Origin of the sequence: Pseudarthrobacter sp. CCNWLW207 (assembly GCF_037203945.1) — a bacterium.
Taxonomy (GTDB): domain Bacteria; phylum Actinomycetota; class Actinomycetes; order Actinomycetales; family Micrococcaceae; genus Arthrobacter.
Genome location: NZ_JBBCBS010000004.1, coordinates 109,221 through 135,542, shown reverse-complemented (window position 1 = coordinate 135,542; position 26,322 = coordinate 109,221). Strand labels below are relative to the sequence as shown.

Annotated in this window: 23 protein-coding genes and 1 pseudogene; 13 read left to right on the top strand and 11 right to left on the bottom strand. The window is 62.0% G+C overall.

Annotation, left to right across the window (positions count from 1 at the left end; all coding sequences use genetic code 11):
• Positions 1–46: 46 nt before the first annotated feature.
• On the bottom strand, positions 47–1,543 hold the full coding sequence (locus V9L17_RS08475) for a flotillin family protein (protein ID WP_337348143.1): 1,497 nt from the start codon (positions 1,541–1,543) through the stop codon (positions 47–49).
• Positions 1,544–1,688: 145 nt separating this feature from the next.
• Complete coding sequence (locus V9L17_RS08470; protein WP_443198021.1) at positions 1,689–2,450, bottom strand: NUDIX hydrolase; 762 nt, start codon at positions 2,448–2,450, stop codon at positions 1,689–1,691.
• Positions 2,451–2,525: 75 nt separating this feature from the next.
• On the opposite strand from V9L17_RS08470, the gene V9L17_RS08465 reads away from it, so the two are divergent.
• Both V9L17_RS08465 and V9L17_RS08460 read left to right on the top strand, forming a co-directional pair.
• The gene (locus tag V9L17_RS08465) at positions 2,526–3,554 is read left to right on the top strand and encodes an SPFH domain-containing protein (RefSeq protein WP_337351130.1); all 1,029 of its coding nucleotides are present in this window, start codon (positions 2,526–2,528) and stop codon (positions 3,552–3,554) included.
• A 9-nt stretch (positions 3,555–3,563) separates the two neighbouring features.
• Positions 3,564–4,463 carry a hypothetical protein gene (locus tag V9L17_RS08460; RefSeq protein ID WP_337351129.1) on the top strand — a complete coding sequence of 300 codons (900 nt, stop codon included), beginning with the start codon at positions 3,564–3,566 and terminating at the stop codon, positions 4,461–4,463.
• Positions 4,464–4,505: 42 nt separating this feature from the next.
• Here V9L17_RS08460 and V9L17_RS08455 read toward each other — a convergent pair whose 3' ends face one another.
• Positions 4,506–5,324: a CPBP family intramembrane glutamic endopeptidase gene (locus tag V9L17_RS08455; RefSeq protein ID WP_337351128.1), complete on the bottom strand. Its 819-nt coding sequence runs from the start codon at positions 5,322–5,324 to the stop codon at positions 4,506–4,508.
• Between the two features lie 195 nt (positions 5,325–5,519).
• On the opposite strand from V9L17_RS08455, the gene V9L17_RS08450 reads away from it, so the two are divergent.
• The 5 genes and pseudogenes from V9L17_RS08450 (at position 5,520) to V9L17_RS08425 (ending at position 9,974) form a co-directional block, all read left to right on the top strand.
• A complete protein-coding gene (locus tag V9L17_RS08450; RefSeq protein WP_337348148.1) occupies positions 5,520–5,987 on the top strand; it encodes a DUF4383 domain-containing protein in 468 nt (155 codons plus the stop codon).
• 146 nt (positions 5,988–6,133) lie between these two features.
• Positions 6,134–7,663, top strand: coding sequence for an FAD-dependent oxidoreductase (locus tag V9L17_RS08445; RefSeq protein ID WP_337351127.1), 1,530 nt, complete (start codon positions 6,134–6,136; stop codon positions 7,661–7,663).
• Between the two features lie 70 nt (positions 7,664–7,733).
• Positions 7,734–8,471 carry a hypothetical protein gene (locus V9L17_RS08440; RefSeq protein WP_337351126.1) on the top strand — a complete coding sequence of 246 codons (738 nt, stop codon included), beginning with the start codon at positions 7,734–7,736 and terminating at the stop codon, positions 8,469–8,471.
• An 872-nt stretch (positions 8,472–9,343) separates the two neighbouring features.
• Positions 9,344–9,613: a DUF1016 N-terminal domain-containing protein gene (locus tag V9L17_RS08435; RefSeq protein WP_337351125.1), complete on the top strand. Its 270-nt coding sequence runs from the start codon at positions 9,344–9,346 to the stop codon at positions 9,611–9,613.
• Positions 9,610–9,974, top strand: a pseudogene (locus V9L17_RS08425) (PDDEXK nuclease domain-containing protein). The gene V9L17_RS08435 and the pseudogene V9L17_RS08425 overlap by 4 nt, the downstream one beginning before the upstream one ends.
• A gap of 168 nt (positions 9,975–10,142) precedes the next feature.
• On the opposite strand, the gene V9L17_RS08420 reads toward V9L17_RS08425, so the two are convergent.
• From V9L17_RS08420 to V9L17_RS08410, 3 genes are all read right to left on the bottom strand, one after another.
• Positions 10,143–10,577, bottom strand: coding sequence for a hypothetical protein (locus V9L17_RS08420; protein WP_337351122.1), 435 nt, complete (start codon positions 10,575–10,577; stop codon positions 10,143–10,145).
• Positions 10,578–10,680: 103 nt separating this feature from the next.
• Entirely contained in the window at positions 10,681–11,547 is an 867-nt protein-coding gene (locus V9L17_RS08415) for a hypothetical protein (protein WP_337351121.1), read from the bottom strand.
• Complete coding sequence (locus V9L17_RS08410; protein ID WP_337351120.1) at positions 11,531–13,297, bottom strand: FAD-dependent oxidoreductase; 1,767 nt, start codon at positions 13,295–13,297, stop codon at positions 11,531–11,533. Before V9L17_RS08410 ends, V9L17_RS08415 begins: the two co-directional genes overlap by 17 nt.
• Positions 13,298–13,476: 179 nt before the next feature.
• Between V9L17_RS08410 and V9L17_RS08405 the strand changes: the two genes are divergently transcribed.
• The 4 genes from V9L17_RS08405 to V9L17_RS08390 all read left to right on the top strand — a co-directional run bounded on the left by V9L17_RS08405 (position 13,477) and on the right by V9L17_RS08390 (position 15,944).
• Positions 13,477–13,839: a UBP-type zinc finger domain-containing protein gene (locus V9L17_RS08405; RefSeq protein WP_337351119.1), complete on the top strand. Its 363-nt coding sequence runs from the start codon at positions 13,477–13,479 to the stop codon at positions 13,837–13,839.
• Between the two features lie 66 nt (positions 13,840–13,905).
• Positions 13,906–14,598: an MSMEG_4193 family putative phosphomutase gene (locus tag V9L17_RS08400; protein ID WP_337351118.1), complete on the top strand. Its 693-nt coding sequence runs from the start codon at positions 13,906–13,908 to the stop codon at positions 14,596–14,598.
• Positions 14,599–14,622: 24 nt separating this feature from the next.
• Positions 14,623–15,177: a DUF3090 domain-containing protein gene (locus tag V9L17_RS08395; protein WP_337351117.1), complete on the top strand. Its 555-nt coding sequence runs from the start codon at positions 14,623–14,625 to the stop codon at positions 15,175–15,177.
• Positions 15,177–15,944 carry an SCO1664 family protein gene (locus tag V9L17_RS08390; protein ID WP_337351116.1) on the top strand — a complete coding sequence of 256 codons (768 nt, stop codon included), beginning with the start codon at positions 15,177–15,179 and terminating at the stop codon, positions 15,942–15,944. The genes V9L17_RS08395 and V9L17_RS08390 overlap by 1 nt, the downstream gene beginning before the upstream one ends.
• Positions 15,945–16,708: 764 nt before the next feature.
• On the opposite strand, the gene V9L17_RS08385 is transcribed toward V9L17_RS08390, so the two are convergent.
• From V9L17_RS08385 to V9L17_RS08370, 4 genes are all read right to left on the bottom strand, one after another.
• A complete protein-coding gene (locus tag V9L17_RS08385) occupies positions 16,709–16,912 on the bottom strand; it encodes a hypothetical protein (protein ID WP_337351115.1) in 204 nt (67 codons plus the stop codon).
• Between the two features lie 654 nt (positions 16,913–17,566).
• Positions 17,567–17,809, bottom strand: coding sequence for a hypothetical protein (locus V9L17_RS08380; RefSeq protein ID WP_337351114.1), 243 nt, complete (start codon positions 17,807–17,809; stop codon positions 17,567–17,569).
• A gap of 6 nt (positions 17,810–17,815) precedes the next feature.
• Positions 17,816–18,709, bottom strand: a complete 894-nt coding sequence (gene pdxS / locus V9L17_RS08375) for a pyridoxal 5'-phosphate synthase lyase subunit PdxS (RefSeq protein ID WP_337351113.1) — start codon at positions 18,707–18,709, stop codon at positions 17,816–17,818.
• Positions 18,710–19,432: 723 nt separating this feature from the next.
• Positions 19,433–21,151, bottom strand: a complete 1,719-nt coding sequence (locus tag V9L17_RS08370) for an acetolactate synthase catalytic subunit (protein ID WP_337351112.1) — start codon at positions 21,149–21,151, stop codon at positions 19,433–19,435.
• A 738-nt stretch (positions 21,152–21,889) separates the two neighbouring features.
• Between V9L17_RS08370 and V9L17_RS08365 the strand changes: the two genes are divergently transcribed.
• The gene (locus tag V9L17_RS08365) at positions 21,890–23,197 is read left to right on the top strand and encodes an aspartate aminotransferase family protein (RefSeq protein WP_337351111.1); all 1,308 of its coding nucleotides are present in this window, start codon (positions 21,890–21,892) and stop codon (positions 23,195–23,197) included.
• Between the two features lie 282 nt (positions 23,198–23,479).
• Positions 23,480–24,877: a peptide MFS transporter gene (locus V9L17_RS08360; protein ID WP_337351110.1), complete on the top strand. Its 1,398-nt coding sequence runs from the start codon at positions 23,480–23,482 to the stop codon at positions 24,875–24,877.
• A gap of 214 nt (positions 24,878–25,091) precedes the next feature.
• Here the strand turns inward: V9L17_RS08360 and V9L17_RS08355 are convergent, their stop codons facing one another.
• Positions 25,092–26,015 carry a LysR family transcriptional regulator gene (locus V9L17_RS08355; RefSeq protein WP_337351109.1) on the bottom strand — a complete coding sequence of 308 codons (924 nt, stop codon included), beginning with the start codon at positions 26,013–26,015 and terminating at the stop codon, positions 25,092–25,094.
• Positions 26,016–26,322 lie beyond the last annotated feature (307 nt).

Below are 26,322 nucleotides of genomic sequence, written 5' to 3'. Positions count from 1 at the left end.
TTCCGGCGGTGTTACCCGGCGAACCCGTCCCCCGGTCCGGGAGTGATCACTGTGGTCCGGCCTGTTCCTTGACTGCGCCGTTGCCGGTGCCTCGCGTGGACGCGGCGGGGGTCGAATTGCCAAAGTTCTTAAGCATTTCGATGACGTCGAAGCCGGTGGTGTCCTTGAGCATCTGTGCGGTCTGCTGGACACCCGAGGAAACATTTTTGCTCACCTGGCCAGCGCCGTCGTTGGAGATGACCGTCATATTGCTGATGGCGCTCATCGGCGCGGCGATTTCCCGGGCGATGGAAGGCAGAACCTCCAGAAGTTTGTTCAGGATGGCTGCCTCGTTGAACTCGCTGTATGCCTTGGCCTGGGCTTCGATGGCCCCTGCCTCAGCAGTACCACGCAAGCCAATGACATCGGCCTCGGCTATACCCTTGGACTTCGTTACTTCAGCCTCAGCAAGGCCGCGGATCTTGTTGATCTCGGTTTCGGCATTGCCTTTGGCAGTATTGGCTGCTGCCAGGGCCTTTGCTTCGACCTCGTTGCCGGCAGCCTTGAGCTTGCGGGTTTCGAGTTCAGCGGCGGCTTCAACCTTCGTGGCTTCCGAGATGCGGGTACGCCGGGCAAGGTCAGCCGCTGCTTCAGTTTCAACCTTGTACTTGGCGGCGTCGGCAGGCTTGCGGACCTCGATGTCGAGTTCCTTCTCGCGAAGTTCGGCCTGGCGCGCCACAACCTGCTGGTTCTTCAGGATAATCGCCTGCTGCTGGTCGGCCTGGGCAAGGGGGCCGGCGGCGTCAGCCTCCGCCTGGCGGGCATCCGTTTCCTGCTTCAATTCGGCGCGCCGGAGAGCCAGCTTCTGCTCAGCTTCAGCCGTCTTCTGGTCTGCCAGGGCCTTCGCTTCCGCCGCCTCGCGCTGAGAGTTCGCTTCGGCAATACTGGCGTTCCGTGCCACCAGGGCAGCCTCCGGCCGGCCAAGGTTCTTCAGGTATCCGCCCGCATCGTCAACCGATTTGATCTGGAACGTATCGATGACCAGACCCTGGTTGGTCATGGAGTGCTCGGCCTCTTCCTTAACGGATGCAGCGAACTGGGCACGGTCTTTGATGATCGCGTCGACGCTCAAGGTACCCACGATCGAACGAAGCGAGCCGGAGAGGGTTTCCTGGGTGTAGTGGTCAATCGCGTCCTGCTGGTCAAGGAACCGCTGGGCTGCCTTGCGGACAGAAATCTTGTCGCCCCCGACCTTTACCTGCGCAACGCCGGTCAGCTTGAGCTGTATGCCGTTGTTGGAGATGGCTTCGATGGTGACTTCAACCTGGCGCGAGGACAGCGAGATGTGGCTGACGCGTTCAGTGATGGGGTTGACGAACGCCCGATTGTTGATGATGACACGGGACTGGTCATCCGAGGTCTCATCCGTCGTATTTGGATCACTCTTGCCCGTGATGAGCATGGCCTCATTGGGCTTGGCAAACCGGATGCTCGAGGTGTAAAAGATAAATCCTGCGATGAGCAGGAGGGCCAGTGCGCCCCCGCCAATCAAAAGTACTGTCATTGTTTCCCCCTATGATGTGTCAGATCGCCCTGGTCATCGCAGATCATGGAGCCCGGAGTCCAGGTGCGGACTCAACCGCGCCACAACTTTGTGTGGGCCCCAATTGGCGACAGGCGTCATGCATCAAACCCTACCCGGCAAGGCTTCAGTCCCGCGGCCGCATGATCGGGGGGTTGAGTACAGCCCGCACCGGCTGTCCTACTGCCGGCCGGGCGGCCGGAGCCAGGCGGAACAGGGCCGCCGGCCGGCCGGCGTCCCCCGCCGTCGTCCGCCCGGTGTCTTCCAGGAAATCGGGGGTGCCTGTGGCCTTGCGGTGGAAATTCCGGGGGTCGAGCCGGGTGCCCCAGACGGCCTCATACACTGCCCGGAGTTGGGCAATGGTGAACTCATCGCCGCAAAAAGCCGCCCCCAAGGGCGAGTATTCGAGCTTTGACTTGGCCCGCTCCAAGGCGTCAGCGAGGATCCGCTCGTGATCGAAGGCGAGCTGCAATCCGCCATCCATGAGCTGGCCCACGGGGTACCAGGCCGCGTGTTCAGCATCGCTCCCCGCCGAGAGGACCGGAAAGTCAGGCGCGAGCAGCAGGTGGGCCACAGTGAGTACATCCCCCCGCGGATCGCGCCCCTTGGGGCCGTAACTGCCCAGTTGCTCCAAATGGCCCGGGAGCTGCCCGACGCCGGTCTCCTCCGCGAGTTCCCGGCCGGCCGCATCCAGCAGTTCCTCGCCGGCCAGCACGAAACCGCCCGGGAGGGCGAGTTTGCCGCGGAAGGGATCAATGAGGCGGGTGATCAGCAGGACGTTCAGCTCGCCGTCGCGGACGGTGAGGGCGACGACGTCGACAGTCACCGGAAAGCGCGCCGGCGCAGCAGGGGTTTGGGTCATGAAGCCATCGTAGGCAATTATCGTCATATTGACAATAAATCCCAACGAGCCTTAGGGTTAGTTATCGTCGAAGTGACGACAATAAATCTTAAGGAGAACCCCATGGCCAGCATCAAGCGTTACCCCTGGATCAGCCACTTCCTTGGCAGCCCCACCGGCTACGTCGTCCACCTGCAGAAAGGCCAGGTCAAGCATCAAGGGGTGGGCCAGGCATTCTGGTTCCGGCCGGCGAATTCCGTGCTCAGCGAGGTCCCCGTGGATGACCAGGAGCTGCCCACCCTGTTCCATGCCATCACCCGGGACCACCAGGACGTGAGCGTCCAGGCCAACGTGACCTACCGTTTTATCGACCCCGTCTCGGTATCCAACCGGCTCGACTTCGGACTCCAGCATGCCGGTGCAGCCCCGGCCACCGGTCGCGAGCAGGTGGCCACAATCATCGGCCAGTTGTGCCAGAGCCACGCAATCGACCAGATCGCCACCACCACGCTCGCCGAAGCCCTCGAGCGCGGTGTCAGCCAACTCCGCACTGTCCTCACCGAAGCGCTGAGGACCGACGCGCGGCTCCTGTCCACCGGTATTGAGATCCTCGGGGTCCAGGTCCTGGCGGTCCGGCCGGAATCCGACGTCGAACGGGCACTGCAGACCCCCGTCCGCGAAAAACTTCAGTCTGAAGCCGACCGGGCCGTGTACGAACGCAGGGCCGTCGCCGTCGAGCGTGAACGGACCATCTCCGAAAACGAAATGGCGAGCCAGATCGAACTGGCCACCCGGCGCGAACACCTGGTTGCCCAGGAAGGCGCCAACGCACGGCGCCAGGCCGAGGAAAAGGCCGCCGCCGGACTGATCGAGGCCCGGGGATCCGCCGAAAGGAAGGACATCGGTGCCGCTGCGGAAGCAAATCAGATCCGCCTGGTCGGTGAGGCCGCGGCAGCCAGGGAAGCCGCCACCATGGAGGTCTACCGGGGCATGGAGCAGGCGACGTTGCTGGCCTTGGCGCTCCGCGATGCAGCCGGGTCCTTGCCGAATATCGGCAACCTGACCATCACGCCGGACCTGCTCAGCGGAGCACTCGCAGGCCTGTTCAGGGAGCCCGCCACCCCCACGACGCCAACCGCACTCACCAAGTAGGGACACGCCATGGCAAACCCGCGCCTCGTCATCGTCCACCGGCGGACTGAGCTCCAGGAGTTGCTGGACCGGCACGCCACGCGGGGCCAGGCCGAATTCTTCCTCCGCACCAGGGGCCGCAGTATCCAGGACGTGCAGGAGCGCCATGACCGGCTCACCGCAGCCCTGGCGTCGCTCCGGACCGCTGTTCCCGCCGAGTGGCGTCATGCCGAAGTGGAACGCGCGGACCTTAGCCGTTTCCTGCTCACACCTGAGGATGTCATCGCCGTGGTGGGGCAGGACGGGCTCGTGGCCAACGCGGCCAAATACCTCAACGGCCAGCCCGTGATCGGGATAGACCCGGAGCCCGGAGCGAACCCGGGCATTCTGGTCCGTCACACGCCCAGGGATGCGGCAAGGCTGCTCAAGGAAGCTGCAGCGGCCTGGCCTGCGGAACGGCTGGGCTGCCATGAGCTCACTACCGTGACCGCGCGGCTCGACGACGGCCAGGAACTCTCGGGACTCAATGAGGTCTTCATTGGGCACGCCTCACACCAGTCGGCACGGTACCGGCTGACCGCGCCGGATGGGCGGTCCGAGCGCCATTCCTCGTCCGGCCTGATCGTCTCTACCGGCACGGGGGCCACAGGATGGTGCGCATCAATCGCCCTCGAACGCGGAGGACGCCCCCTGCCCGCACCAACAGATACCCGCCTGGCCTGGTTCGTCCGCGAAGCGTGGCCCTCCCCCATCACCGGAATCTCGTTGACCGAGGGTGTTTTGGAGTCGGGCGAAACACTGCACATAACCGTTGCATCCGACCAGCTCGTCGTGTTCGGCGACGGCATGGAAGAGGACCGCCTCACGGCATCCTGGGGCCAGGAAATCACGGTACAGCTGGGCGAACGGCCGCTGCAGCTCGTGATGTAAGCATCCAGGCCCCTCAATGTGGGCCGTGTCTGCGGAACAGGCTCAGTAGAGGAAGATCGGCAGCCAATCGCGGTTGTGGGCATGCACCAGCGCGAGGAAGAGAACGAAGTCGAAGAGCAAATGCACCGACACCACATAGGTGAACGATTTCGTCAGCTTGAACGTGTATCCCTGCAGAAGCGCGAACGGGAACGTCAGCAGTGGCCCCCAGGCCATGTAGCCGATCTCCCAAAGGAAAGACGAAAAAACCACGGCCTGAAGGATGTTGGCGAGCCAGTCGGGGAAATGCCGCCGCAACAGGGTGAACGTGGTGCAGATGAAGAACAGCTCGTCCCAAATGCCAACAGCGTTCACACCGAGGAAGAGCCTCCAGAAGATGGTGGGGTCGGACGCGTCAGGCCAGTTTTGGTAGACCCCCGTGCTGATCAGGTACACCGGAAGAATAAAGTACCCAAGGGCCACAACAGCAAGCAGGTATAGTTTCGCGCTCAACGGCCAGCGGCGGCCCGTGTTCACGGGAAAGGTGATGATGTTCTCGCGGTAGGCGAAACGCGACACGAGATACGGTAGGAGCACGGCCAGCGCAAGGGCACCACCCATGAGGGTCATGTGTGTGATGCTCAGGTCAGCGTTCAAGGGAACCAGGCTGATGATAACCATTCCCCCGGCAACCAGCACCAGGTGCCGCACGAACTCGCGGTCGATCAGTGCCGCGGTCACCAGGCTCGTGGCCAGCAGCCCGTAACCAAAAAGGTCATTCTCGACGCCAAAAAGCAGCACTCCGGATGCCGAGAGCAGGACCGCTGGCAATAGCTTCCAGGTGAGCGCGGTCCGGGGCGGTTGCGTCGAAAGCGTTGTCACCTCTCAAGCATGTCACTTCTGGAAAAGATGGAGTGGCAGGCAGTATGTTCCCGTCGGCCCCAAAGGCACTGTTTCCCCTGCCCAGGCGCGGTTTTCAGGAGTACGATGTGGGCGTCGGCAGGATTCCTGCGACTCCTTGCCGCGGTCCGGTTCTCCACCTGAAGAGCCGGCAGTTTGCGTGAATGGGAGACCAAAATGACTACCGCTTCACACCCCGCCCACCACCACATGATGGGGTTGACGCTTCACAACACCGCCATGATTGTTGGTGCCGTTTTCCTGCTGGTAGGCGTCCTCGGGTTCATCCCGGGAGTCACCACCAATTACAGCGCCATGACCTTTGCCGGACATGAGTCCGGGGCCATGCTGCTTGGCGTCTTCCAAGTGTCCATCCTGCACAACATCGTGCATCTGCTGTTTGGCGTGGCCGGCATTGCCATGGCCAGGACAAACCGGATGGCCCGCTGGTTCCTGCTTGGCGGCGGCGTTGTGTACCTGCTGCTGTGGATCTACGGCCTTGTCATTGACATGAACGCGGCCGCAAACTTCGTGCCATTCAACACAGCGGACAACTGGCTGCATCTGGTCCTGGGTGTTGGCATGGTCGGCCTGGGCCTCTGGCTGGGCCGGGATGCCATGGAGAAGAAGGAAAGCGTTATGTAGCGCCTCCACGGTTCGTGGAAAACCGACGACGGCGGCCGGTCCCCCGGGTGAAATCCCCGGGCCGGCCGCCGGCTGTCCCTCTGCGGCGGCGGCTGACGCAGCACAAACCACAGCCGGGTAGTAGAGCAGGATCCTGGGGTGAGGCAGTGAAGGATGGAGCGGACAGTGATCGGCCCGAAGGTGAACCTGCCTCTCTCTGGGTCGCGACCGCCGGAACCACCGATTTTCCCGTCCTGAGCGGAGATCTCGACGTCGACGTCGCAGTTGTTGGGGCGGGCATCGCAGGGCTCAGCGCAGCGCTGGCACTCAAGCGGGCTGGCCGGAGCGTCGCGGTCATCGATACCGCACGCATTGGAACGGGCGTCACCGGCCATACAACCGGCAAGGTCACCTCCCTCCACCGCCTCGCCTACACCGAACTTGCACGCAGCCATGGCACTGGCACTGCCCGCGTCTATGGGCAGGCCAACCAGGCAGCGATTGAACACGTCGCGCAGGTTGTGGCCTCCGAAGCCATCGACTGCGACTTCCGCAGGGTCGCCAATTACACCTACGCCGAAACTGATGACGCGCTCGACCTCGTGCGCGCCGAAGCCAACCTTGCCGCCCTGCTCGACCTTCCGGCCACCTTCACCGCCGAGGTGCCCCTGCCGTTCCCTGTCAAGGGCGCCGTCCGGTTCGACGGCCAGGCACAAATCCATGCCGTGAAGTACCTTCAGGGTCTGGCCCGCGCGGTAAATGGCGAGGGCAGTTTCGTCTACGAGGAAACCCGGGTGCAGGACGTCCGTGATGGCTCCCCTGCGGTAGTCGACACCGACAACGGCACCATCCGGGCCCGCGACATCATCGTCGCCACGAATGTGCCGTGGGGCGGCCAGGGCCTGTTCTACCTGCGGTCCCATCCGCACCGCTCCTACATCGTGGCCGGGCGCGTGGACACGCCACCGCTGGACGCCACCTTCATCAGCGTCGACGAACCGATGCGCTCCATTCTGACCGCCAGCGTCAACGGGGAAAGCTACGTGCTGACGGGCGGCGAGGGCCACAGTGTCTCCGAGCCCGGCGACACAGCCGCACGGTACCGCAGACTCTCAGCATTCGCCCACGACCGCCTTGGCGTGGACAAGATCGCCTACCGCTGGTCAACACAGGACGGCATGCCGCTCGACGGGCTGCCGTATGTGGGACTGATGTCCCCCACCGCCAAACACGTCTATGTGATCACCGGGCTGCGCAAATGGGGCTTGTCCAACGGGACCGCTGCCGCGCTCATTCTCGCTGACACCCTCACTGGCCGGGAGAACCCGTGGGCCCCGGTGTTCAACAGCAACCGGATCACGCCGGTTTCCAGCGCCAGACGGTTCGTGAAGGAGAATGTCAGGACCGTGGCGGCCGTCCTGGCTGGCAAACTGGGAGGTAGGTCCAGCCAAGCGGACCTGCTGCCGGGCGACGGGGCCGTCATTAAAGTCAACGGTCAGAGCACCGCCGTGTACAAGGACGCCGATGGGGAGATCCACGCCGTCTCCGCCACCTGCACCCACCTGGGCTGCACCGTCGGCTTCAACGCCGCCGAGGCCACCTGGGACTGCCCCTGCCACGGCTCCAGGTTCACTACCGACGGCACTGTCATCCATGGGCCGGCCGCGAAAAACCTCCCACCCGCGCCGACGACCTGATCGCCTTCGAGGTCTTTCCCCCGGTACGTTGGACTCAACAACGAGAGACGACCATGCGAACAGGTGCTCGATGAAACTCGAAAAAGCGCAGCGTCCAGCTGACTGGCTGAACCGGATTGACCGATCGGCCAAAGTCGAGGGCATCGTACCCGCCGTCTTTGAGTCATATCTGCGCATTCTCCACAAAGCTCACCCCGCCGGGACAGCTGCTCCTGGCTACAATTTCTCCCCCGAGGCTAGCTGGGAGGCTGTCGCGACTGCACTGGGGCGCAGGCTCTCACCTGGAATCAGATGGGCCGAGCTCTCCGGAGCATATGGGGAGCCGGCATCAGTGCCGGGGCTTGGCACCGTGTACCCGCCTGAGGAAGGCCGCCTCGATGGCGCAGGATTCCGAGCCTTGGCCCGCGTCCTCAGCAAGACGACTGACGGACCCGTCCTGGCAGCGTTCTGGACAGGGTGGGAGCCAGTCGTAGAGGACAGTGAATCAGCAAGGGCCATCCGCCAAGGGGACACCGCCTCCATCCAGGGCGAGCAGTACGTGCTCTACAGCCTTGAAAGCCGCGAGCTGGCCGACGCCAGGTGGATGCTGACGCCGGCATTCGGATGGGCTCAGGGAAACGGTCTCACGCCCAACTACCTGTGGCCGGCAGACGGAAGCTGGTGCCTTGGCACGAGTATCGACCTTGACTCCAGCGTTCTCGGAGTGCCCTCCGCTGTCCTGCCTGAAGTGGAAGCGCTCCCGGAGCTCGAAACTCTTCATGTCACGCCCTTCACCGACTTGTCCTCGTCAATACCGAAACCCCGCTGAAACGGTGAGGGCACCGCGCCCTTCGGCGCGGCACCGTCAATCGTGTGCTTGTGGGAGGCTATTTGCCGCAGCTCAATGGGGTCTTCACCGTCGAAACTGATGAGTAATACGTCCGTCCCGCCTGCACGCTGGTTCCGTTCGTTGTCTGCACGAACGTCGACGTGTTCCAGTTCTTACAGAACCACTCGAGAGAAGTCAGCGTCAGGCTACGAGTGTTATAGCCCGTTTGACCTCTGCTCGCCATGGGGACCCAGGAAAGACCACCCCATTCCACGATGTACAGCACGCTGCTGTGGCTGATCTGACTGGGCGTTCCGACCAGGCATTTGGTATAGGGCTTGGCTCCGACCGAGCCGTAGCCGGACGATTGCCTAGGGTGCACGACTGAGGGATTAAGCGTGCAGACGTACGGGTCAAAGGCTTGGGTGGTAATCATCTCGCCGGTGGTCTCACCGGCTAACTGCTTATAGATGGCTGGCTGGCCCGCGATCTGTCCACGCGTCGAGGGTCGTGCGTAAATCCCCGTCAGTGCGCGCGGCCACTTCTTCAAAGCCTTGATGAAGCAAATCTGCGCTCTCGCGGCTCACGGGTTGATTGGCCACCGGCCACGACAGGCTGGCCCGGTCCATGGTGTTCTCCAAGGACAGGCAAGCCTCGGAGGTCGACAATTTGGGAGCTGACGGGTCAGTTCGGGATGAGGATATCGCACAGCCTGCCGTAGAGATGATGCATGCAAGGGCAGCGGCGGCCGCTAGTCCATCGAATCGAGTATTCACTATTCAGAACCTACGGTGGTCTTCTGAGATAAGTCCACACATTTATGGGAATGATTCTCAATTGGCCGTGGTCCTAGATGTCAGGGACGCTTCCCAATGTTGCAACAGCCTGTTGCAACATTGGGCAGGGGCCGCAACGTCATCCTCCTCGACAAACTTGGGGACTCGGACGCCCGGCTCTGGTACGCAGCCGCCGCCGTCGAAAATGGCTGGTCCCGTAACGTACTCGCCCACCACATCGAGACGAAACTCCACGAACGTTCCGGGAAGGCGATCACCAACTTCCAAGCGACCTTGCCGTCGTCGGGCTCGGACCTTGCCCAGCAGTCTTTCAAGACCCCTACGTCTTCGACTTTGTGGCCATGACGGGCAAACGGAATGAGCGTGAGCTCGAGGGGCAACTGGTGGTGCACGTCGAAAGGTTCCTGTTGGAACTCGGCCAGGGATTCGCTTTCGTTGGCAGGCAAGTCCGGTGACTATCGGGGCGGACGAATCTTTCGTCGACCTGCTGTTCTACAACCTCAAGCTCCGCTGCTTCGTTGTGGTCGAGCTGAAGGCCACTGCCTTCAAACCCGAGTACCTGGGCCAGATCAACATGTACATGTCCGCCGTGGACGATCTTCTTGCCCATGCGGATGACCAGCCGACCATCGGTCTACTGCTGTGCAAAACCAAGAAAACAACGTGGTGGCCGAATACTCGTTGCGGGGCTTCTCCAAGCCGATAGGCATTGCCGAATGGAATCCGAGATAGTGAAGTCCCTGCCGGAGGAATTCACCTCAACACTGCCGAGCATCAGCGAACTCGAAGCCGAGCTGTCGCAGGGCCTTTAGCCAGGGGATCCAGGCAACCAGGCGGAATCACCGTGGCTCAGACTCGTTCGAACGAGGACACCTCAGTCGTGTTTCACCGCAGGGCTTCGCATTCCGCTGTAGGCCACGCCGACCCCTGCCAGGAAAATCAGGACTGCGAGGTAGACCGGGCCGAGGTGCCCTATCGTTGCCAACCCCCACGGGTAATGCGCGGGGAGGGCCACGGCGAGTCCTACGGCCGGGACCACAACTGCTGTGGCGAAGGCCCACCGTTCCCCTCGGCGCACCCCGAACCAGGACAGGCCCGCAATGGCGAACCCGGTTGCAGCGATGAAGCCGCTGAGCGCAATGTGCAGATGGCTGATGTAGTGATGCAGCTGCGGGCTGAATGCCTCGACTTCCGCCATCCCCTTGTCCACTTGATCGGGGCCGATACCCAGCTCAAGGAAGGCGCCCGTAAAGTTGAGCCCCAGGAAGACTGCGGCATACGCAACGAAAGCCAGCCCCGCAAGCGTCATGAGAGCGGCTCCCGCCCTAAGGCGGGCCTGGTTCCCCGGGGTAGTTTGGATGGCAGTCACAGCCGCCGCCCCCTCTCCTCTTCAATGTAGGTACTCGATAAGCTCACGTAATGCCGGCCCGGGCCACCGGCGAACGGGACAGTGCGAGTGCCCATCCGCCGGCCAGTCCAATAGCAAGCAATACGGTCACGAAGCCGATAGCCTGCGCGCTCGCCCATGTCAGGGCCCCGCCGTACCGCAGCAGGGCAATCGCCTGCAGGATGACGAAGGCAACGGAGGTCAGGGCCACGGGCCGGACGGTGCGGAGGTCGCCGCTCTTTTGGCCCTGGGCGGCGGCCCACCCAAGACCGATCAGCCACGCCCCGATCGCCCTCGCGGTGAGCTCGGACAGTGGCCACGGCCACCACGTCGCGGCAGGAATGGGTACTGCCAGGAGCGCCACGCCGTACAACAGCAGTACGCCGGCAATTCCCACCAGGAGCACCCGGAGTGCAGGCGGTAGCACTGGCCGTCCCGCCGTTATGGACTTCGGGATAGGACGGCGGGACCGGACCTGTCTCCAGCTGATGACGACCATTGCCACGGGCACCATGGCGTAGATTGCCAGCCACGCCCACGTGGCTATCTGGGCAGTGGGAGCAGCGTCTGGTGACAAGTGGAATCGATCAAGATGAAGCAGCGTGACTCCGAGGGTCAATGTGGTGAAGACGAACACGGGCCAGACTGCCAGCCTCGCTGACTCCCAACTTGCTGAGCGGGCGCCGGTTACCTCAAGGCCGGCGGCCGACCAGTATGCCGCACCGAGGAAGACCGCGGTCATGGGCGGATTAACTGTCCACGCGAAGAATTCATCAGTCTGCAGAGTAAACACGAACAGCACGAGCCCGGCAAGAAACACGAGGAACGCAGCGACGTAGAGCAGCCACCGCATCGGCGGAATCAGCGGTGTGACCTCACTTGAAGCGGACATCACCGGGCAGTTCCTCTCGCGAGGCCGCCTCACCAGGGGCGGGGGGCGGGACAGGCAGGGGGTTCTCCGCCAAGTAGGTGTGAAGCATCGAGACCACTGTGGCGCCGTCCCCGACGGCGGTCGCCACTCTTTTGATCGAACCGGCCCGGACGTCACCGATTGCGAAAATGCCGGGCATGCTGGTTTCCAACGCCAATGGCTGCCTGTCCGGCCTGACGGACCCGGCGTCCCTGTTTTCCCGGCTGACGCCCGTGCGCAGAAAACCGGCCGGGTCACGCTCTACGGTGTCGGGCAGCCACGAGGTCCGCGGCACCGAACCGATAAGCACGAACAAGCCACCCGCCTCGATCTCCTCGCTCGGGGTTGCGTCGGGAGCTCCGGGCGCGGCAACCTCGACGGCGGCAAGGAATCCATCCCGATCGCGGGCCCCCACGATCACACTGCCATAGCGGATCGCAACGTTCCGGGTGGCCTCAAGTTGGGAGATGAGGTAGTCCGACATACTGACCGAAAGAGTGGGTCCTCGCACCAGGAGCGTCACGTGCTTAGCGTACTTCGCAAGGTGCAGAACCGCCTGGCCGGCCGAGTTGCCCCCACCCACGACGCAGACGTGCTTTCCGGCCATCGACGGCGCCTCGGAGACTGTGGCCCCGTAGAAGACGCCTCTGCCGACCAGATCCTCCAGCTGAGGCAGGCCGAGGCGACGGTAGTCCACGCCGGTAGCTACCACCACTGAGCGGCACCGTACGACACTGCCATCGGAAATCGACACGGCGTAGCATGCTCCGTCTACGCCAATCCCCTCCACCTTCCGCAGGAACAGAAAATCCGTGCCCAAAGTCCAGGCCTGGTGAAATGAGCGGTAGGCCAGGTGGGCGCCGCTCACACCGCGGGAGAAACCAGGGTAGTTGCGGATCAACGAGCTCGTGCCGGCCTGGCCTCCCACAGCCTCGCCCTCCACCACCATGGTGGAGAGGCCCTCGGAGGAGGCATACACGGCGGTCGCAAGACCGGAGGGGCCAGCTCCCACGACCACCACATCGAAGATCTTGTCCGCTGGTGGCGGCCGCGTCACCCCCATCGCTTCGGCGATCTCCAGGTCGCTGGGGTTCTCGAGGACAATTGGTGGGACGGTGAACTCCAGCACCATGACCGGCAGCTTGGGGTCGCGCAGGTCCACGCTCTCCAGCGTCCGTTTCGCCGTCTCTGACCCGGCAGGGTGGAAAACCACCGGAATGTGGTTTCGACTCAAGGAGTCGCGCAACGTATGAGTCCTTTCGTCGCCTACATCCCCGATCAGCCGGACCGCCTCGAACCCGACCCCTTGGGCCAGGTGCCAGTCGTCGAGGGCGTCGGTAATCGCCCCATGGAATTCCTCGTCGCGCAATCGTTCGGGACGTATGATCACCAATTCGGCGTATCCCTGCGCGATCGCCCGGAATACAGTGGGGGCGCTGGCGAAGTCACCCCATATCACCACAACGCCACGCTTGGCGGCCGGGTGATAGCCATAAGCACGGCGCAGGAATTCCAGTCCACCGCGGTCAGCCGGTCCGTAGCACCCGAGTATGAGGGCGACCTGGCGATTCCAGCGCCGGAGCCCCTCCAGCACCGCCCTCCCGTGGGCGTAGTCGGCGCAGGTCACCACCTCGTAGTCGGCACCGTACCGTCGACGTAACTCATCTCCAAGAACGCGCCGAGAGGTCGGGTCTGTGGTGGCAATCAGCATGATCGGAACCGAGGGATCCATGGCCGCCGTCTTTCCGGTTCAATGGTTCGGTGGCGCTCACGATACTCGCGCCATGACATTGGGGACAAGGGCCTTTGTTCCCCCGATTCCGCCATTCCGAGGGCGCTGGGATTCTGCCAGAATAGCTCCCTACAGTGGGCAAGCTGGATGCAGAACCGGAACGATGGATGGAGGAATCCATGGAGGATCGCCCAATTCCGGGAATCAACCTCGCTGCCACACCCAGCGGAACAGGGTGCCAGGAGTGCCTTAGCGGTGACGGCCCTGGATGGTGGCTGCATCTTCGCCGCTGCGCCCAATGCGGCCACATCGGATGCTGCGATTCATCACCCTCACAGCATGCCAGTGCCCACGCGCGCACCGCTGGTCACCCCGTCGTGAGGTCCTTCGAACCTGGGGAGGACTGGTTCTACGCGCACACCACGAAGAAGTTCTTCCGCGGCCCGCGGCTTCCGGATCCTCAGTCCAAACCAGCGGACCAGCCAGCGCCTGCGCCGGCAGACAAGGTACCGGCAGACTGGCGGGAGCGCCTGCACCGGTAACCCCTGACCAGGCATCAAACGTGCTGTCGCCAAGGTTCGGCGAAGGATGCTGGCTAGGCTGGGTGGATGGCAACAGTTATCCTCGTGCGGCATGGCCGCACCACGGCCAATGCCGCCGGCCTGTTGGCGGGTCGGGCGGCCGGCGTCAGTTTGGACCAGCTCGGGCGCGAACAGGCAGCCTTGACCGGAGACCGGCTCGCGGCCGTGCCCGTAGTTGGGGTGGTATCGAGCCCCCTCGAGCGTTGTCAGCAGACCGCCCAGCTCATCCTTGATCGCCAGGCCGGCACTCCGTACGCGCCGTTGGAACCCGATCTTACCGAGTGTGATTACGGCCAGTGGCAGGGCCGCACACTCAGTGATCTCGCAACCGAAGATCTGTGGTCAGCTGTGCAATCGCAGCCGTCCTCCGTCATTTTTCCCGGCGGTGAATCCATGGCCGCAATGCAGGCCCGGGCGGTAGCAGCAATTCGACGCCACGATGCGGCCTTCGAAGCAGAGTACGGGCCAGGAGCCGTATGGGTGGCGGTGAGTCACGGTGACGTCATCAAATCAATCGTCGCCGACGCGCTCGGCATGCACCTCGACCTGTTCCAGCGCATTAACGTGGGCCCTGCCTCCGTATCGATCGTCCACTATGGTGCTGTTCGGCCGACCGTCTATGCGACGAACACCGACGCCGGCGATCTGTCCTGGCTGTCGAAGGGCATCAACTCCGGCGATGCGCAGGTGGGCGGCGGCGCAGGGCAGAAGTCGCAGTAAACCTCGTGTGCCTAAAATACTGTCATGCCCACACTTGTTCACGAGTTTGCCTGGCCTGACCGGGTTGTCATCGGCACCATCGGCGTTCCGGGGGCGCGCACGTTCTACCTGCAGGTTCGCTCAGGTAAGCAAATCGTGAGCATCGCACTGGAGAAGCAGCAGTCGGCTCAGCTCGCCGAGAAGATTGACGAAATCCTCGATCAGCTCATCACTCTCGAATCCAACCCCTTCAGCGTTCCCAAAGGAACTCCCATCGAGCTCGTCGACAATGACCAGCTCGAGACGGTCACGGAGCAATTTCGAACAGGGGCCATGACCTTAGGCTGGGACCCGACGACCGCGCAGGTGGTTATAGAGGCGTACCCAATCACCGAAGTCGACTCTGATGACACCGTCGAATCACTTGCGGAGAACGACGCTGAAGTGCCCGAAATGTTGCTGGTGCGGATGCCGGTTGGCACCGCCCGGGCATTCGCCAAGCGGACCCGGGAGGTGGTGGGCGCCGGGCGCCCGGCATGCCCGCTCTGCGGTTATCCCGTGGACCCCGACGGGCACGTCTGCACCCTGCCGGAAGTCTGATGCCGGCGTCCGACCTGCTGACTGACGAACTGCTCCTCACTGGGCGCATCACGACGGCGTCGAACGCCACCTTCCTGGGCAGCATCGGCGACACCACGGTCGTTTATAAGCCGATAGCCGGGGAGAAACCGCTGTGGGATTTTCCCGATGGTTTCCTTGCCCACCGGGAGGTCGCCGCCTACTTGGTTTCTGAGGTCCTCGGATGGAACGTTGTGCCACGCACATGGCTGCGGGACGGTCCGTTAGGCAGGGGAATGGTGCAGCTGTGGCAGGAGTCAGACCCCGACCAGAACGCAGTGGAACTCATTGCGGCGGACGACGTACCGGAGACCGGGTGGAAACAAGTCCTTGAGGGTCAGGATGAGGACGGACGGATGGTGGCCCTCATCCACGAGGACTCTCCGGCGCTCAGACGCATGGCGGTGTTCGACGCCGTCGTGAACAACGCCGACCGCAAAGGCAATCACGTGCTGGCCATGAAGGACGGACACCGGCACGGCGTGGACCATGGGCTCACTTTCCACCGTGACCACAAGCTGCGGACAGTGCTGTGGGGGTGGCTGGGAGACGCTCTGACCGTCGAGGAACTTGAGGGCATCGACCGTGTCACCGAAGGACTGGACGGTGGGCTGGGCCGAAACCTGGCCGGCTTGCTCAGCGCCGAAGAAATCGCTTCGCTCACTGCACGCTGCACACGGTTGCGGTCCACCCGGCAGTTTCCGGCTCCGAATGGTGAGATGCCCGCGGTGCCTTGGCCGCTGTTCTAGGCATGTTTATGTACACGAATGCCCCGCACGTGTGAGATTCCGATCTATCTGGACCATTCCGCAAAGTTGGGCCCTGCTGTTTCGGGATAGTTGGGATCACTTGAAGAAGCCGTTGTTCCAACCTAGTTGACCCTTTTCGAAGCTGCCGGCCAACACCACGGGACCGCTCTCGCCTGCACGCGAGCTTCAGACTCACGGACGGGCTCGCAATGCAGCCCATCAACGCGACCCAAGGCATGATCGCCCGACGCATGCACGAGATCCTGCACCGGATTCGCCACCACGGAGCTGGGCCGCCAGTACGTCTCTCAAGTTGTAGTCCTGGCAGGTGGCGCTGAACAGCGTTGGACGTGTCTCATGCACGTAACTGGTTACGATGAGTCGCAGTCCCCCGCAATACCCGGTGGACTGTGCGGATCTGGGCTGGAGCCCTGGATTACGCGGACGGATTGACATTCGCGAAAATGGAAAGCTCTCCTCTCATTTAGATCGCCACTTATCCAAATAATGAGGCCGTCGCTTGTCCTGGACTCGACTGTTCCGACACAGTCCTTGCTGCCGGGCCTTCGCAGTGACACGACGTCGCCGGGGCTGAGACTCGTCCAAATCACAAAGGGATGTTTCTCCACATCTTCGTGATGCTGTTCTTCTACCAGGTACGCGTCGCCTTGTTGCGGCTCTGTCACGAAATTGTCCTGTTGGCGCTTCCAGGACAGGGGCGCGGGTGCTTGGGCGGGATCTGGGACACGCATGCCGGCTCTGAGTCAGAGCAAATCGAGTTCACGGGTGAGTCCGAACGGAACGTCGGGGCTGAGGACGACCTCGAAGGTAGTGTGGTCGACCCTGGTTACGAGAATGCCGCAATCTGTAGCTTGCCTGCGGAGCAGGGCAGAGGTCTGCTCCAGTTCGCGATCCCTTGATACGCGGTCCTCAACTTTGACAGTGATCCTTGAGGTTGTTGTCGACACGGCGGCTCTCCTTCTTCTGTCGATTTCAGGGCGTTTATGGATGTGAAAAATACGTAGAGGCCTATTAGCGCGCGATTTCTCGTTCTCGTTGTTTTTTGGAAACCGCCGGGCGCTCGTTGAATTTCTTGGGCTGCAGCTGCGGCCCCGGCGGCCATGCTCCATTGCGGTGGTCGGTCGTCTGCCACCAAAACATGGCTGAAAGAGGAGGCGCAGGCATACCTCTTAAGGGCGCTGGATATATGCGCAGCTCAGGCTGGATCGGCGTTGCGTGGTCCAATGTTGGCGCGACGTTTCTGCAGGGCATCGAGGTCCGTTGCTACTAGCTCCAGTGCTCTGGATCGGTTGAGAGGGGTGCTCTGGCGCCTGGTGTGCTCTGGTGCCCGGAAACTGCTTGGCCTCCGCCGGGGCCGGCCCTGCTCCTGCGATCCCGTTTGAAGTAGGGGGTCGAAGAAAAGCGGAATCTCGGGAGTGTTTGTCATGGGTTCTTCACCTCAATTTAGGATTCTCGTCCGGTCGGCCGACCACGCATCGTTCATGTCATAGCAAGCCCATGCCTGCACGAGGTGGCAGCCGGCCCAAGCCCGATGCGGCGGAGGAACCAAACCGCGGCCGGGCTATGCCAAGGATGTAGGGGAAACCATTGGATGGGCCACGTCAGGTATTTCCCTGGGCCCAGACTTCGTAACCGCTGGGTTTGTCGTAGAGCTTGCGGGTGTTCACGCCCTCTGCTGCGATCCAGATATGATCCCCCTCAGATGACACAGCTTCAACCATCCCTGCCGCCACCCGGTGTCCCGAGAGACGTACCTCCACGAGGAATCCCGTAAGCCCGGACCAATCTTCGCGAAGTGCTTGTGTGTGGTCCCACGGGAAAGCCTTCCGATTTACGGTGTACATAACCGGCTACCAGCCGCGTTCGGCGAGGCGGTGCGGCTGCGGGATTTCGTCGACGTTGATGCCCACCATGGCTTCGCCCAGGCCGCGCGAGGCCTTGGCGATGACATCGGGGTCATCGAAGAAGGTGGTGGCCTTCACGACGGCGGCGGCGCGCTGGGCCGGATTGCCGGACTTGAAGATGCCCGAGCCGACGAACACGCCGTCAGCACCAAGCTGCATCATCATCGCAGCGTCGGCCGGGGTGGCGATGCCGCCTGCGGTGAACAGCACCACCGGGAGCTTGCCGGCGGCAGCAACCTCCTTGACCAGTTCATACGGTGCCTGCAGCTCCTTGGCCGCGACGTACAGCTCGTCCTCCGGGAGGGAGGACAACCGGCGGAGCTCGGCGCGGATCTGGCGCATGTGCGTGGTGGCGTTGGAGACGTCTCCGGTGCCGGCCTCACCCTTGGAGCGGATCATCGCCGCGCCCTCGTTGATGCGGCGCAGGGCCTCACCGAGGTTGGTGGCGCCGCAGACGAAGGGAACGGTGAAGTTCCACTTGTCGATGTGGTTGGTGTAATCGGCCGGGGTCAGGACCTCGGACTCGTCGATGTAGTCCACGCCGAGGGACTGCAGGACCTGGGCCTCGACGAAGTGCCCGATCCGGGCCTTGGCCATGACCGGGACGGACACGGCGTCGATGATCTTGTCGATCATGTCCGGATCGGACATGCGGGACACGCCGCCCTGGGCGCGGATGTCGGCCGGAACGCGCTCGAGCGCCATCACGGCGACGGCACCGGCATCTTCAGCGATGCGGGCCTGCTCGACGTTGACGACGTCCATGATGACGCCGCCCTTGAGCATCCCCGCCATACCGCGTTTGATCTGGGCAGTGCCTACGTGCTGTTGTTCGTTCATTCCTATATTCCTAACCATTCGATGACGTTCACGGCGCTCCAAGGCCCCGGAATGCCGTTCGACGGGTGGCAGTGTCTATCGTCAAGCCATCCACGCTCTCCACCCGGGCAGGGCGCGGACTGGCCGCCACCTCCACGCGGCACAGCCGGGGCCATGCGTGGTCCGCACTTATCAGGTGGACGGCCCTCGACAGGTTCAGCAAGGTGTTAGGCCCAGTCCACCTGATAAGTGCGGGGCGCTCTCTGGTGTCGATCTTGCTGGCCCCCGTTGCGGCCAATCAGGATGCGGCCCAGTCATTGGTCTCGATCATCAGGCTGCCCTCGTGCGCCACCATGTGCCCGCGCGCGGGTTGTCACATTTGGAGGCGCAGGCGCGGGAGATGCCCTGTCACTTCGGCGACGTGAGCGACCACCACTCGGGGTGTCGCATTTTTCGACGCGGCGCCAGCCCTTCTACAGGGACCGCGATGGAGTAACCGTGGGGCACGGGACGGGTCCCTCTCGGTTTCGACGAGCGCTCTGGTGATTTGCTCATCTGCCGGCTAAAACCCGTCCCTGCTCATCCAGCCATCCGCCCAGGGGAGGAACCTCATGTCCGCACCAGCTGGTTGCGGAGCAGTCATGAGGTTCCAGATGGTCTCCGCGGCGAAAAGTGGCCTCAGACTGCGTCCGGTTCTGAAGCCGGTGCTCTTGGGCTCTGCCCGCCTGATCGAGACTTTGTTCGTCAAGAAAGTCGGTTCGCGGCCAGGACTTCTGCGCGTGCTTCCCACAGAGTGATAGGCGGGTGCTCGTTAGGCGACACGACCACCTCGACCAGGGTGGGGCGCACCGACGCAAGTGCCGACGCCAGTGCCGCCCGGAGTTCGGAGCCGCGTTCAACACGGACTGCATCCATGCCCACTGCGCGAGCGATGGCCGCATGGTCGACGGGAGAGAATTCGCAAGCGGACGTGCACGCCTCGAACTGCACGAATTCTGCGTGACGCTGGAATCCCAGAATCTGGTTGTTCAGCACAACTACCGTGACGGGCAATGACTCCCTCATCATGGTTTCCAGTTCGGACCAGACGTGCCCGAACCCACCGTCGCCGGTCAGGCAGACGACTCGTCCTCCCGGGTCTGCCACCTGCGCCCCGAGCGCGAAGGGAAGCCCCCAGCCGAGACCAGCCAACCCCCGGGGGGTCAGGAAGCGCTGCCCGGCCCGCTTGGCCCGCAAGTAGTTCGTGGTCCATAGGGAGGAGTAACTGGCGTCGGCCGCAAACGTCGTCTCGCCATCAGTCAGCTCATCCAGCAGCGCAGCAACGCTTTGTGGCTTGATGTCCTCCTCAGGTTCAGCGTAAGACTTGATCACTGCCTCGCGGTCGCGTCGCACCCTCGCAATTTCTGCTACAAGGGCATCGCGGCGAGACTTGCGATGGCTGAGATCCATTCCGGCGAGGACGTCGATGAGGTCGCGGACGGCAAGTTTTGCGTCCCCGACAATGCGAACCGAGGCGTAATTGCGGCCGACCTCGTTGCCGTCACTGTCGATGTGGATGACCTTCGCGGATTCTGGGTAAAGCGTCCAGGCGTCGGTGCCGTTCTCGTTGGTGCGTGAGCCGACGAGCAGGATGACATCCGCTTTCCCGAGCAGCTCACGGGCAAGGCGTTGCGGTGACTCCGTACTCATCGCGTTTCCGGTCACGCCTATGGATAGGTCGTCGAGCTCGCTGACGGCACCTTTGCCCATGTTCGTCGTGGCCACGGGCAGCGCGGCGAGGTGCTGCAGTTCCACCAGCTCCTCGACTGCCCCGGAAAGATGCACGCCACCCCCCGCGATGACGACGGGGCATTCAGCACTGCTGATGATCTCCGCGGCCCGGCGAACCGACACTGCATCGGGCCGCACGCGGTCCAAGGGGAACGACGCAGACGCTCCCTCCCGGGGACGGTCACTAACAGTGGGCGCCTCCATGATGAGCAGGTTCTTCGGCAGAAGGAGCACAACTGGCCCAGGACGGCCGGACAACGCGGCTCGCAGTGCGGCTTCGACATATTCCTCGGCGCGCTCAGGGTCGCGCAGGGTCTTGATCCACTTGGTGACTCCTTCAAAGAGTTTGTAGTGGTCAATCTCTTGGAAGGCGTTCCGGTCAGCGGCCGTCGTGGGGACTTCCTGCACGAGGGCGAGCATCGGCACGGACGCCGTCATCGCCTCCGCCATCGGGGGCACCAACAGCGTCGCGGCCGGCCCGTTCTGCGCTCCGATAACGCCGATCTTCCCAGACCGACGGGCAAACGCATCGGCCATCGCTCCGCCGGCATTCTCCGTACGGTAGCTAACCTGCCGAATGCCGTGTCGCTCGGCAGCAAGAAAGAAAGCAGACGGCAGGCTCTGCCCGAAGACGCTATCCACCCCATTGCGTTTCAGTACCTTGGCGATGACATCCGCGACTGTGTCAATCATTCAACTGTCTCCTAAATATGTAGGTGCTCATCGTCCTTCGAGAGCACATTCCCTCACTGCTGAAGAGCCATTTGCCTGGTCCGGCCTTGAACTAGGGTTTCCCACGCTGGTCGACGAGACTCCCGCCTCCGCGGACGCATCGGTCACACGATCACTTTCTGACACGGCGATCGCCGGCAGGGTCAACGGTTGCCGGGCGATTCGACCAAACTTCCACGGCAAGCACACTCAAAGCCCTTGCCATTGTGAAAGTGAGGCGCATACAGCCCATCCCGTTCTCCGCTGCAACAACGAAGCAGGCAGTACCGGGCCGAAGCCATCGCCAGCAGCTGCCTCAGACGCTCTCCACGGTGTTTCAGACCTTTGCGGCCACGCTTTGTTCATCTCCATGAAACCTGCTGCCCCTGAGGACCGTCCAATAGGAACTTCAGCATCACCAATAAGCAAAAATTATCGATCTCGTGAGCACTTAAGGCAGAGGCTTAAGGTAAGGGGTTTTATTCTTACTCACCTGCAGAGCTTGAATGAATCCGAGTCGTCGTTACTTCCGAGCTGATAAGCCCTGCTTATGAAAGGAGCGGATTCTTTTATTGGAGGCATTGAGATGATGGGTGCTCTAATTTATCCATCCAAACGCAATGTCAATGGAAAGGACATGAAGATGGAAAGAAGTGTTGCTGACGCACTGGCTGCGGCAGTACGTCATCACCTGTATGAGCTGGATGCTGGAACCAGGTCATGACTGACCGGAACTTCAGCGGCTCAGTTCGCTATATGGATAGGGCGCGCACGTTGATCCCCCGGGGGGTGACTTCATCGCGCCGGGCAATGCTGCGGCCCACGCCTCTGGTGTTCAATCACGCAGAGGGTAGCCGTATCACGGATATTGATGGCAATACCTATGTGGATTATGTTGCCGGATATGGTCCGATGCTCCTCGGGCACCAACCCGAACCCGTCATCACAGCAGTTCAGAAACAATTGACGGCTGGAGTCCTGTACGGCGGTCAGCATGAGGCCGAGGGGGAACTCGCCGAGCGCATCATCCACATGGTGCCGAGCGCCGAGCGGGTCCTTTTTAACGTGACGGGCAGCGAGGCGGATCAAGCCTCCGTGCGGATCGCACGCGCCGCGACGGGCCGCAAAGCTGTCGTAAAATTCGAGGGTCATTACCATGGCTGGCTGGATCCGCTTACCGCCAATGGCCCCGGCAGCGCTCCTGGAACGGGGCCCTCGCCTCGACCCGTGCAAACAGCGAGCTACAACGTCGTTGGTCCCGAAATCCTCGTCTGTCCATGGAACGACGTGGAGGCTCTTGCAGATCTCCTCAGCCGGCGCGGAGCCGATGTCGCCGCAGTGATTATGGAACCGGTTGCGGTCAACGGGGGCAACCTCTGGGCAGACGACGGGTATCTCGCTGCTGCTAGGGAGCTCTGCGACGAATACGGCTGCCTTCTCATTTTCGACGAAGTCGTGACCGGTTTCCGATTGGCCCCAGGTGGCGCCCAGCAGCGCCTCGGTGTGGTGCCAGATCTGACTGTGCTCGCCAAGGCGCTAGGATCGGGGTTCCCCATCAGTGCCGTCGTCGGGCAAGCAAAAATCATGCGCGTCGCCGAGACGACCGTCGGCCACGCTGGTACATATAACGGCAATACTCTGGCAGTCGTAGCGGCCAACGCGACGCTGGAGACCCTCGAAACCAACCGAGATGCCATCTATCCGCGTCTCGAGACCCTTTCGGCGAGCCTTGCCAAAGGCATCAGAGAACAAGCCGACAAACATGGCGCGCCTCTCCAGGTACTACAGGCCGGGGGACTGCTACGTCTCCACTGGAACGCCCCAACTCCTGTACGCAGCTACGCCGACTCATTGGCAGGACAAACGAAGCCCCTGCAAGACTTTTCAGAGCAACTCATCAAACGCGGAATTCACGCACGCGAGACCGGCCTCTGGTACATCTCTACAGTCCACACGGACGCGGACATCGACCAGACGCTACGCGCGGTCGACGAAGCCTTGGCGGAAACCGTCGCGACACGAGCCTGAACTACGCCACACGTTATAAGGCACAAACCTCACCCATCTCTCCCGGAACGATCACGAATTCACATTGAGGGAGCGCGTCACCCATCAGCAAGCCCCGGTTCACGAACTGTACCGCCTCGGCAGCGCCGCCGGTTGGGACACAGTTAGAAACTCAAAAAGATCCCTCGTCGCCCGATGCGGATCTCTATCGGCAGGACTTCAACAATGACCACCTCGTCAGTTACCCAACAAGATCATTCAACCCCACACACCAAACCCAAGCTCCCTCCCGGAGTTTGGAGCATGGCCCGCACCGAGCTTTGGGAGCGCTACTCCTTCTACGGACTGCAGGGCATCCTCTCCTTTTACCTTTTGTACTCCGTCTCCCAGGGCGGGCTCGAAGTGGCACCCGCTGCCGCTGCCGGCATCGTGGGCGCCTACGGGGGCTCCGTCTACCTTGCCCAAATCCTCGGCGCATGGCTCGGGGACCGACTCGTAGCCCCTAGGAACATGGTTCTCTATGGGGCCATCGTCATCACCATCGGCCATCTTGTCCTTGCCTTCGCCCAAGGGTTCGCCGGCCTCGGTGCAGGGCTCATCCTTATCGTCTTCGGAACGGGTGCCCTCAAAACAAACATCACCTCGATCGTCGGGTTCATCGTTGAAGGCAAAAAGCAGCAGGATCGTGACGTCAGTTTCTCCTACTTCTATTTGGCAATTAACGTTGGGGCGGTAGCCGGCCCGCTCACCACCGGCTTTGCACAGAATCAAGTCGGGTTCCACTTCGGCTTTGGTCTTGCTGTAATTGGCATGGCGGCCGCGTTGGTTCAGTACATCGTGTCCATGAAGCGGCTCCCTGCGCGAGCCAGCCAGATTAATAACCCGCTCCCCCGAACCCGTATCCCACTCGTCATTGGAATCGGTGTAGCCGGAATCGTCGTGGTTGTCGTATCCGCACTGACCGGACTCTTGCGCGCGGAAAATCTCGCAAGCACCACCACGGTGCTCTCCCTCATCGCCGCCGCCGCGTACTTCGTCACCATGTGTACGGCAAAAACGGTAACCAAGGACGAGCGACGCCGCGTCCTCGGTTATTTGCCGCTCTTCCTGGCGGCCGGTATCTACTTCGGCCTTCTCTTCCAAAAGTTCACGGCGATTTCAATCCTCATCAAGGAACGCATCGACCTACACATTGGCGACTGGACACTCCCTGTCGCGTGGATCACCACAGCAAGCCCTCTCGCGCTAGTGCTTGTTATCCCTCTGGTGGCGCGTCTGTGGAACAAACTCGGCGATCGACAGCCTTCCCCCGTCACCAAGTTCGCAATCGGGCTCATCCAGATCGGAGCGGCCTACTTCTTCCTGCTGATTATCTCTCAGAGCGCCGGCGACGCATTCATCCCGCTCGCACTCATCTTCATATTCATGGTTATGGCAGGGTCGTCGGAAGTCTTCGTGGGACCCATCGGGCTTTCACTTGCAACGAAGATTGGTCCAGGAACGTTCAAATCCCAGATGGTTGGACTTAATTTCCTGACCTTGGCCCTCGGCTCTTCGCTCTCAGGACTGCTCGGGCAACTGTTCACTGTCATCGAGTCGCCGGCCTACTTCCTCATCGTCGCAGGCACAGGCGCGCTACTCGGCACAGTCCTACTCTTCTTCCGCCGGCCGTTGTCTAGACTGCTCACCGCTGGCCAATAGACAGCTTCCCCTCACGGCTCCGGATGTTGAAGTAGCCAACGTACGCGGAGTCTGCGCCGATGCGGCATCGCCAGGAACACCATCGCGGTGAACCGCTCCCCTTCAGGTCCAGTTCGGGCCAGTCTGCGGAGGCGCGAGGCAGGTAAATCCACTGCGTCGCTACGTACAAAGAGAGATCAAGAGCGCCAATAAAGCAACGAAGAGCCTCCCACGACTAAGCGGTGGGAGGCTCTGCGTTGCTGGTTTCGGGTTGGAACACGTGCTGTCGGGACATGGAAATGAAACGCTGCGCGGCGGATGAATGTGCAGCGTCCCGTGACCAGGCAACTACCAAAGTTGTCGTCGGCGCGGGGTCCTGGAAGTGCTTGACGCGTACGCCAGGCGGGCAGAGCTTTTCCGCGCGGTGCTCATCAAGAACGGCAATGCCAACGCCGTTGGCTACTTGCCGAAGCATATGCTCCGCTTCGGGTTGCTCCATGACGATTTCCTGATCAATGCCCCCCCAAATCTGCCGTTTGATCTCGTCGTAATAGTCCGGCCCCTGGTGTCGGGGCCAGTGCACCAATGGGTACTCACGGACCTGGGCTGTAGTCACGAACTCATCATTCACGAGGGGGTGGTCTCCGGGGACTGCGACAACAAGCTCTTCGATTGCAACCACCATCGTGTCGATCGTTGGTCCGTCGACTACGGACCTTGCGAAGGCGATGTCGACCTCCCCGGCTTCCAGCATTTGCAGGTTTCGGCTCGTCCATGCTGAGGTTAACGACACTTCGACCTCAGGGTACAAAGAACGGAAACGGTCAACTAGTTTGTACATGTTTAGGTCTGCGCCCGAGCGTGTGTAGGCGACGCGCAGAAGTCCGGAAATCTTCTTCTCGGCGAGGCGCACGCGCTCCACGCATAGACCGACCTGCGTCAGGACGAGCTCGCCCTGTTCCCTGAGAACTTCACCAGCGGGAGTGAGCGAGATAGGTTTAGTTGTTCTGTCTACAAGGCGAACGCCCAACTCGTGTTCCAAGGCCTTGATTTGCTGGGAAAGACCGGGCTGGGTCATATGCAGCCGTTCCGCGGCGCGCCCAAAATGCTCAACACGGGCGAGCACGAGGAAGTATTCGAGTTTTCTCAGATCCAGCACGGTTGATGCTACCAAACGGGCCCGTATGTGGTCTCTACGGGCGCACCGCGGAACGCGACGAAAAATCTCTCAAGCCCTACCTCATCAGGGATGCGATAGGCATCCCCGCAACCCCTGCAGAGCGCGAGGACATTATCTGATTGCCTGTACCACTTCCCGAGGCAAAGGGTGAAGCTGGATTGCCTCAGGTCTTTCAGTGTGAAGTAGTGAATCTGGCAGGTGAGCTCAGACCTGCCGAAGGCTTCTGCTTCGACACGCTGAACTAGACAGGGAATTTCAAAGAGCCCAGCCCTACGAGCCCAGAAGT

Bases quoted from the DNA above. Each gene is read 5' to 3' on its own strand.
- V9L17_RS08405 (WP_337351119.1), top strand. From the start codon at position 13,477: ATGGAGGATCGCCCAATTCCGGGAATCAACCTCGCTGCCACACCCAGC.
- pdxS (WP_337351113.1), bottom strand. From the start codon at position 18,709: ATGAACGAACAACAGCACGTAGGCACTGCCCAGATCAAACGCGGTATG.
- V9L17_RS08360 (WP_337351110.1), top strand. From the start codon at position 23,480: ATGGCCCGCACCGAGCTTTGGGAGCGCTACTCCTTCTACGGACTGCAG.
- V9L17_RS08440 (WP_337351126.1), top strand. From the start codon at position 7,734: ATGAAACTCGAAAAAGCGCAGCGTCCAGCTGACTGGCTGAACCGGATT.
- V9L17_RS08475 (WP_337348143.1), bottom strand. From the start codon at position 1,543: ATGACAGTACTTTTGATTGGCGGGGGCGCACTGGCCCTCCTGCTCATC.
- V9L17_RS08365 (WP_337351111.1), top strand. From the start codon at position 21,890: ATGACTGACCGGAACTTCAGCGGCTCAGTTCGCTATATGGATAGGGCG.
- V9L17_RS08415 (WP_337351121.1), bottom strand. From the start codon at position 11,547: ATGTCCGCTTCAAGTGAGGTCACACCGCTGATTCCGCCGATGCGGTGG.
- V9L17_RS08410 (WP_337351120.1), bottom strand. From the start codon at position 13,297: ATGGATCCCTCGGTTCCGATCATGCTGATTGCCACCACAGACCCGACC.
- V9L17_RS08395 (WP_337351117.1), top strand. From the start codon at position 14,623: ATGCCCACACTTGTTCACGAGTTTGCCTGGCCTGACCGGGTTGTCATC.
- V9L17_RS08460 (WP_337351129.1), top strand. From the start codon at position 3,564: ATGGCAAACCCGCGCCTCGTCATCGTCCACCGGCGGACTGAGCTCCAG.
- V9L17_RS08470 (WP_443198021.1), bottom strand. From the start codon at position 2,450: ATGACGATAATTGCCTACGATGGCTTCATGACCCAAACCCCTGCTGCG.
- V9L17_RS08465 (WP_337351130.1), top strand. From the start codon at position 2,526: ATGGCCAGCATCAAGCGTTACCCCTGGATCAGCCACTTCCTTGGCAGC.
- V9L17_RS08450 (WP_337348148.1), top strand. From the start codon at position 5,520: ATGACTACCGCTTCACACCCCGCCCACCACCACATGATGGGGTTGACG.
- V9L17_RS08400 (WP_337351118.1), top strand. From the start codon at position 13,906: ATGGCAACAGTTATCCTCGTGCGGCATGGCCGCACCACGGCCAATGCC.
- V9L17_RS08380 (WP_337351114.1), bottom strand. From the start codon at position 17,809: ATGTACACCGTAAATCGGAAGGCTTTCCCGTGGGACCACACACAAGCA.
- V9L17_RS08370 (WP_337351112.1), bottom strand. From the start codon at position 21,151: ATGATTGACACAGTCGCGGATGTCATCGCCAAGGTACTGAAACGCAAT.
- V9L17_RS08435 (WP_337351125.1), top strand. From the start codon at position 9,344: ATGTTGCAACAGCCTGTTGCAACATTGGGCAGGGGCCGCAACGTCATC.
- V9L17_RS08420 (WP_337351122.1), bottom strand. From the start codon at position 10,577: ATGACGCTTGCGGGGCTGGCTTTCGTTGCGTATGCCGCAGTCTTCCTG.
- V9L17_RS08390 (WP_337351116.1), top strand. From the start codon at position 15,177: ATGCCGGCGTCCGACCTGCTGACTGACGAACTGCTCCTCACTGGGCGC.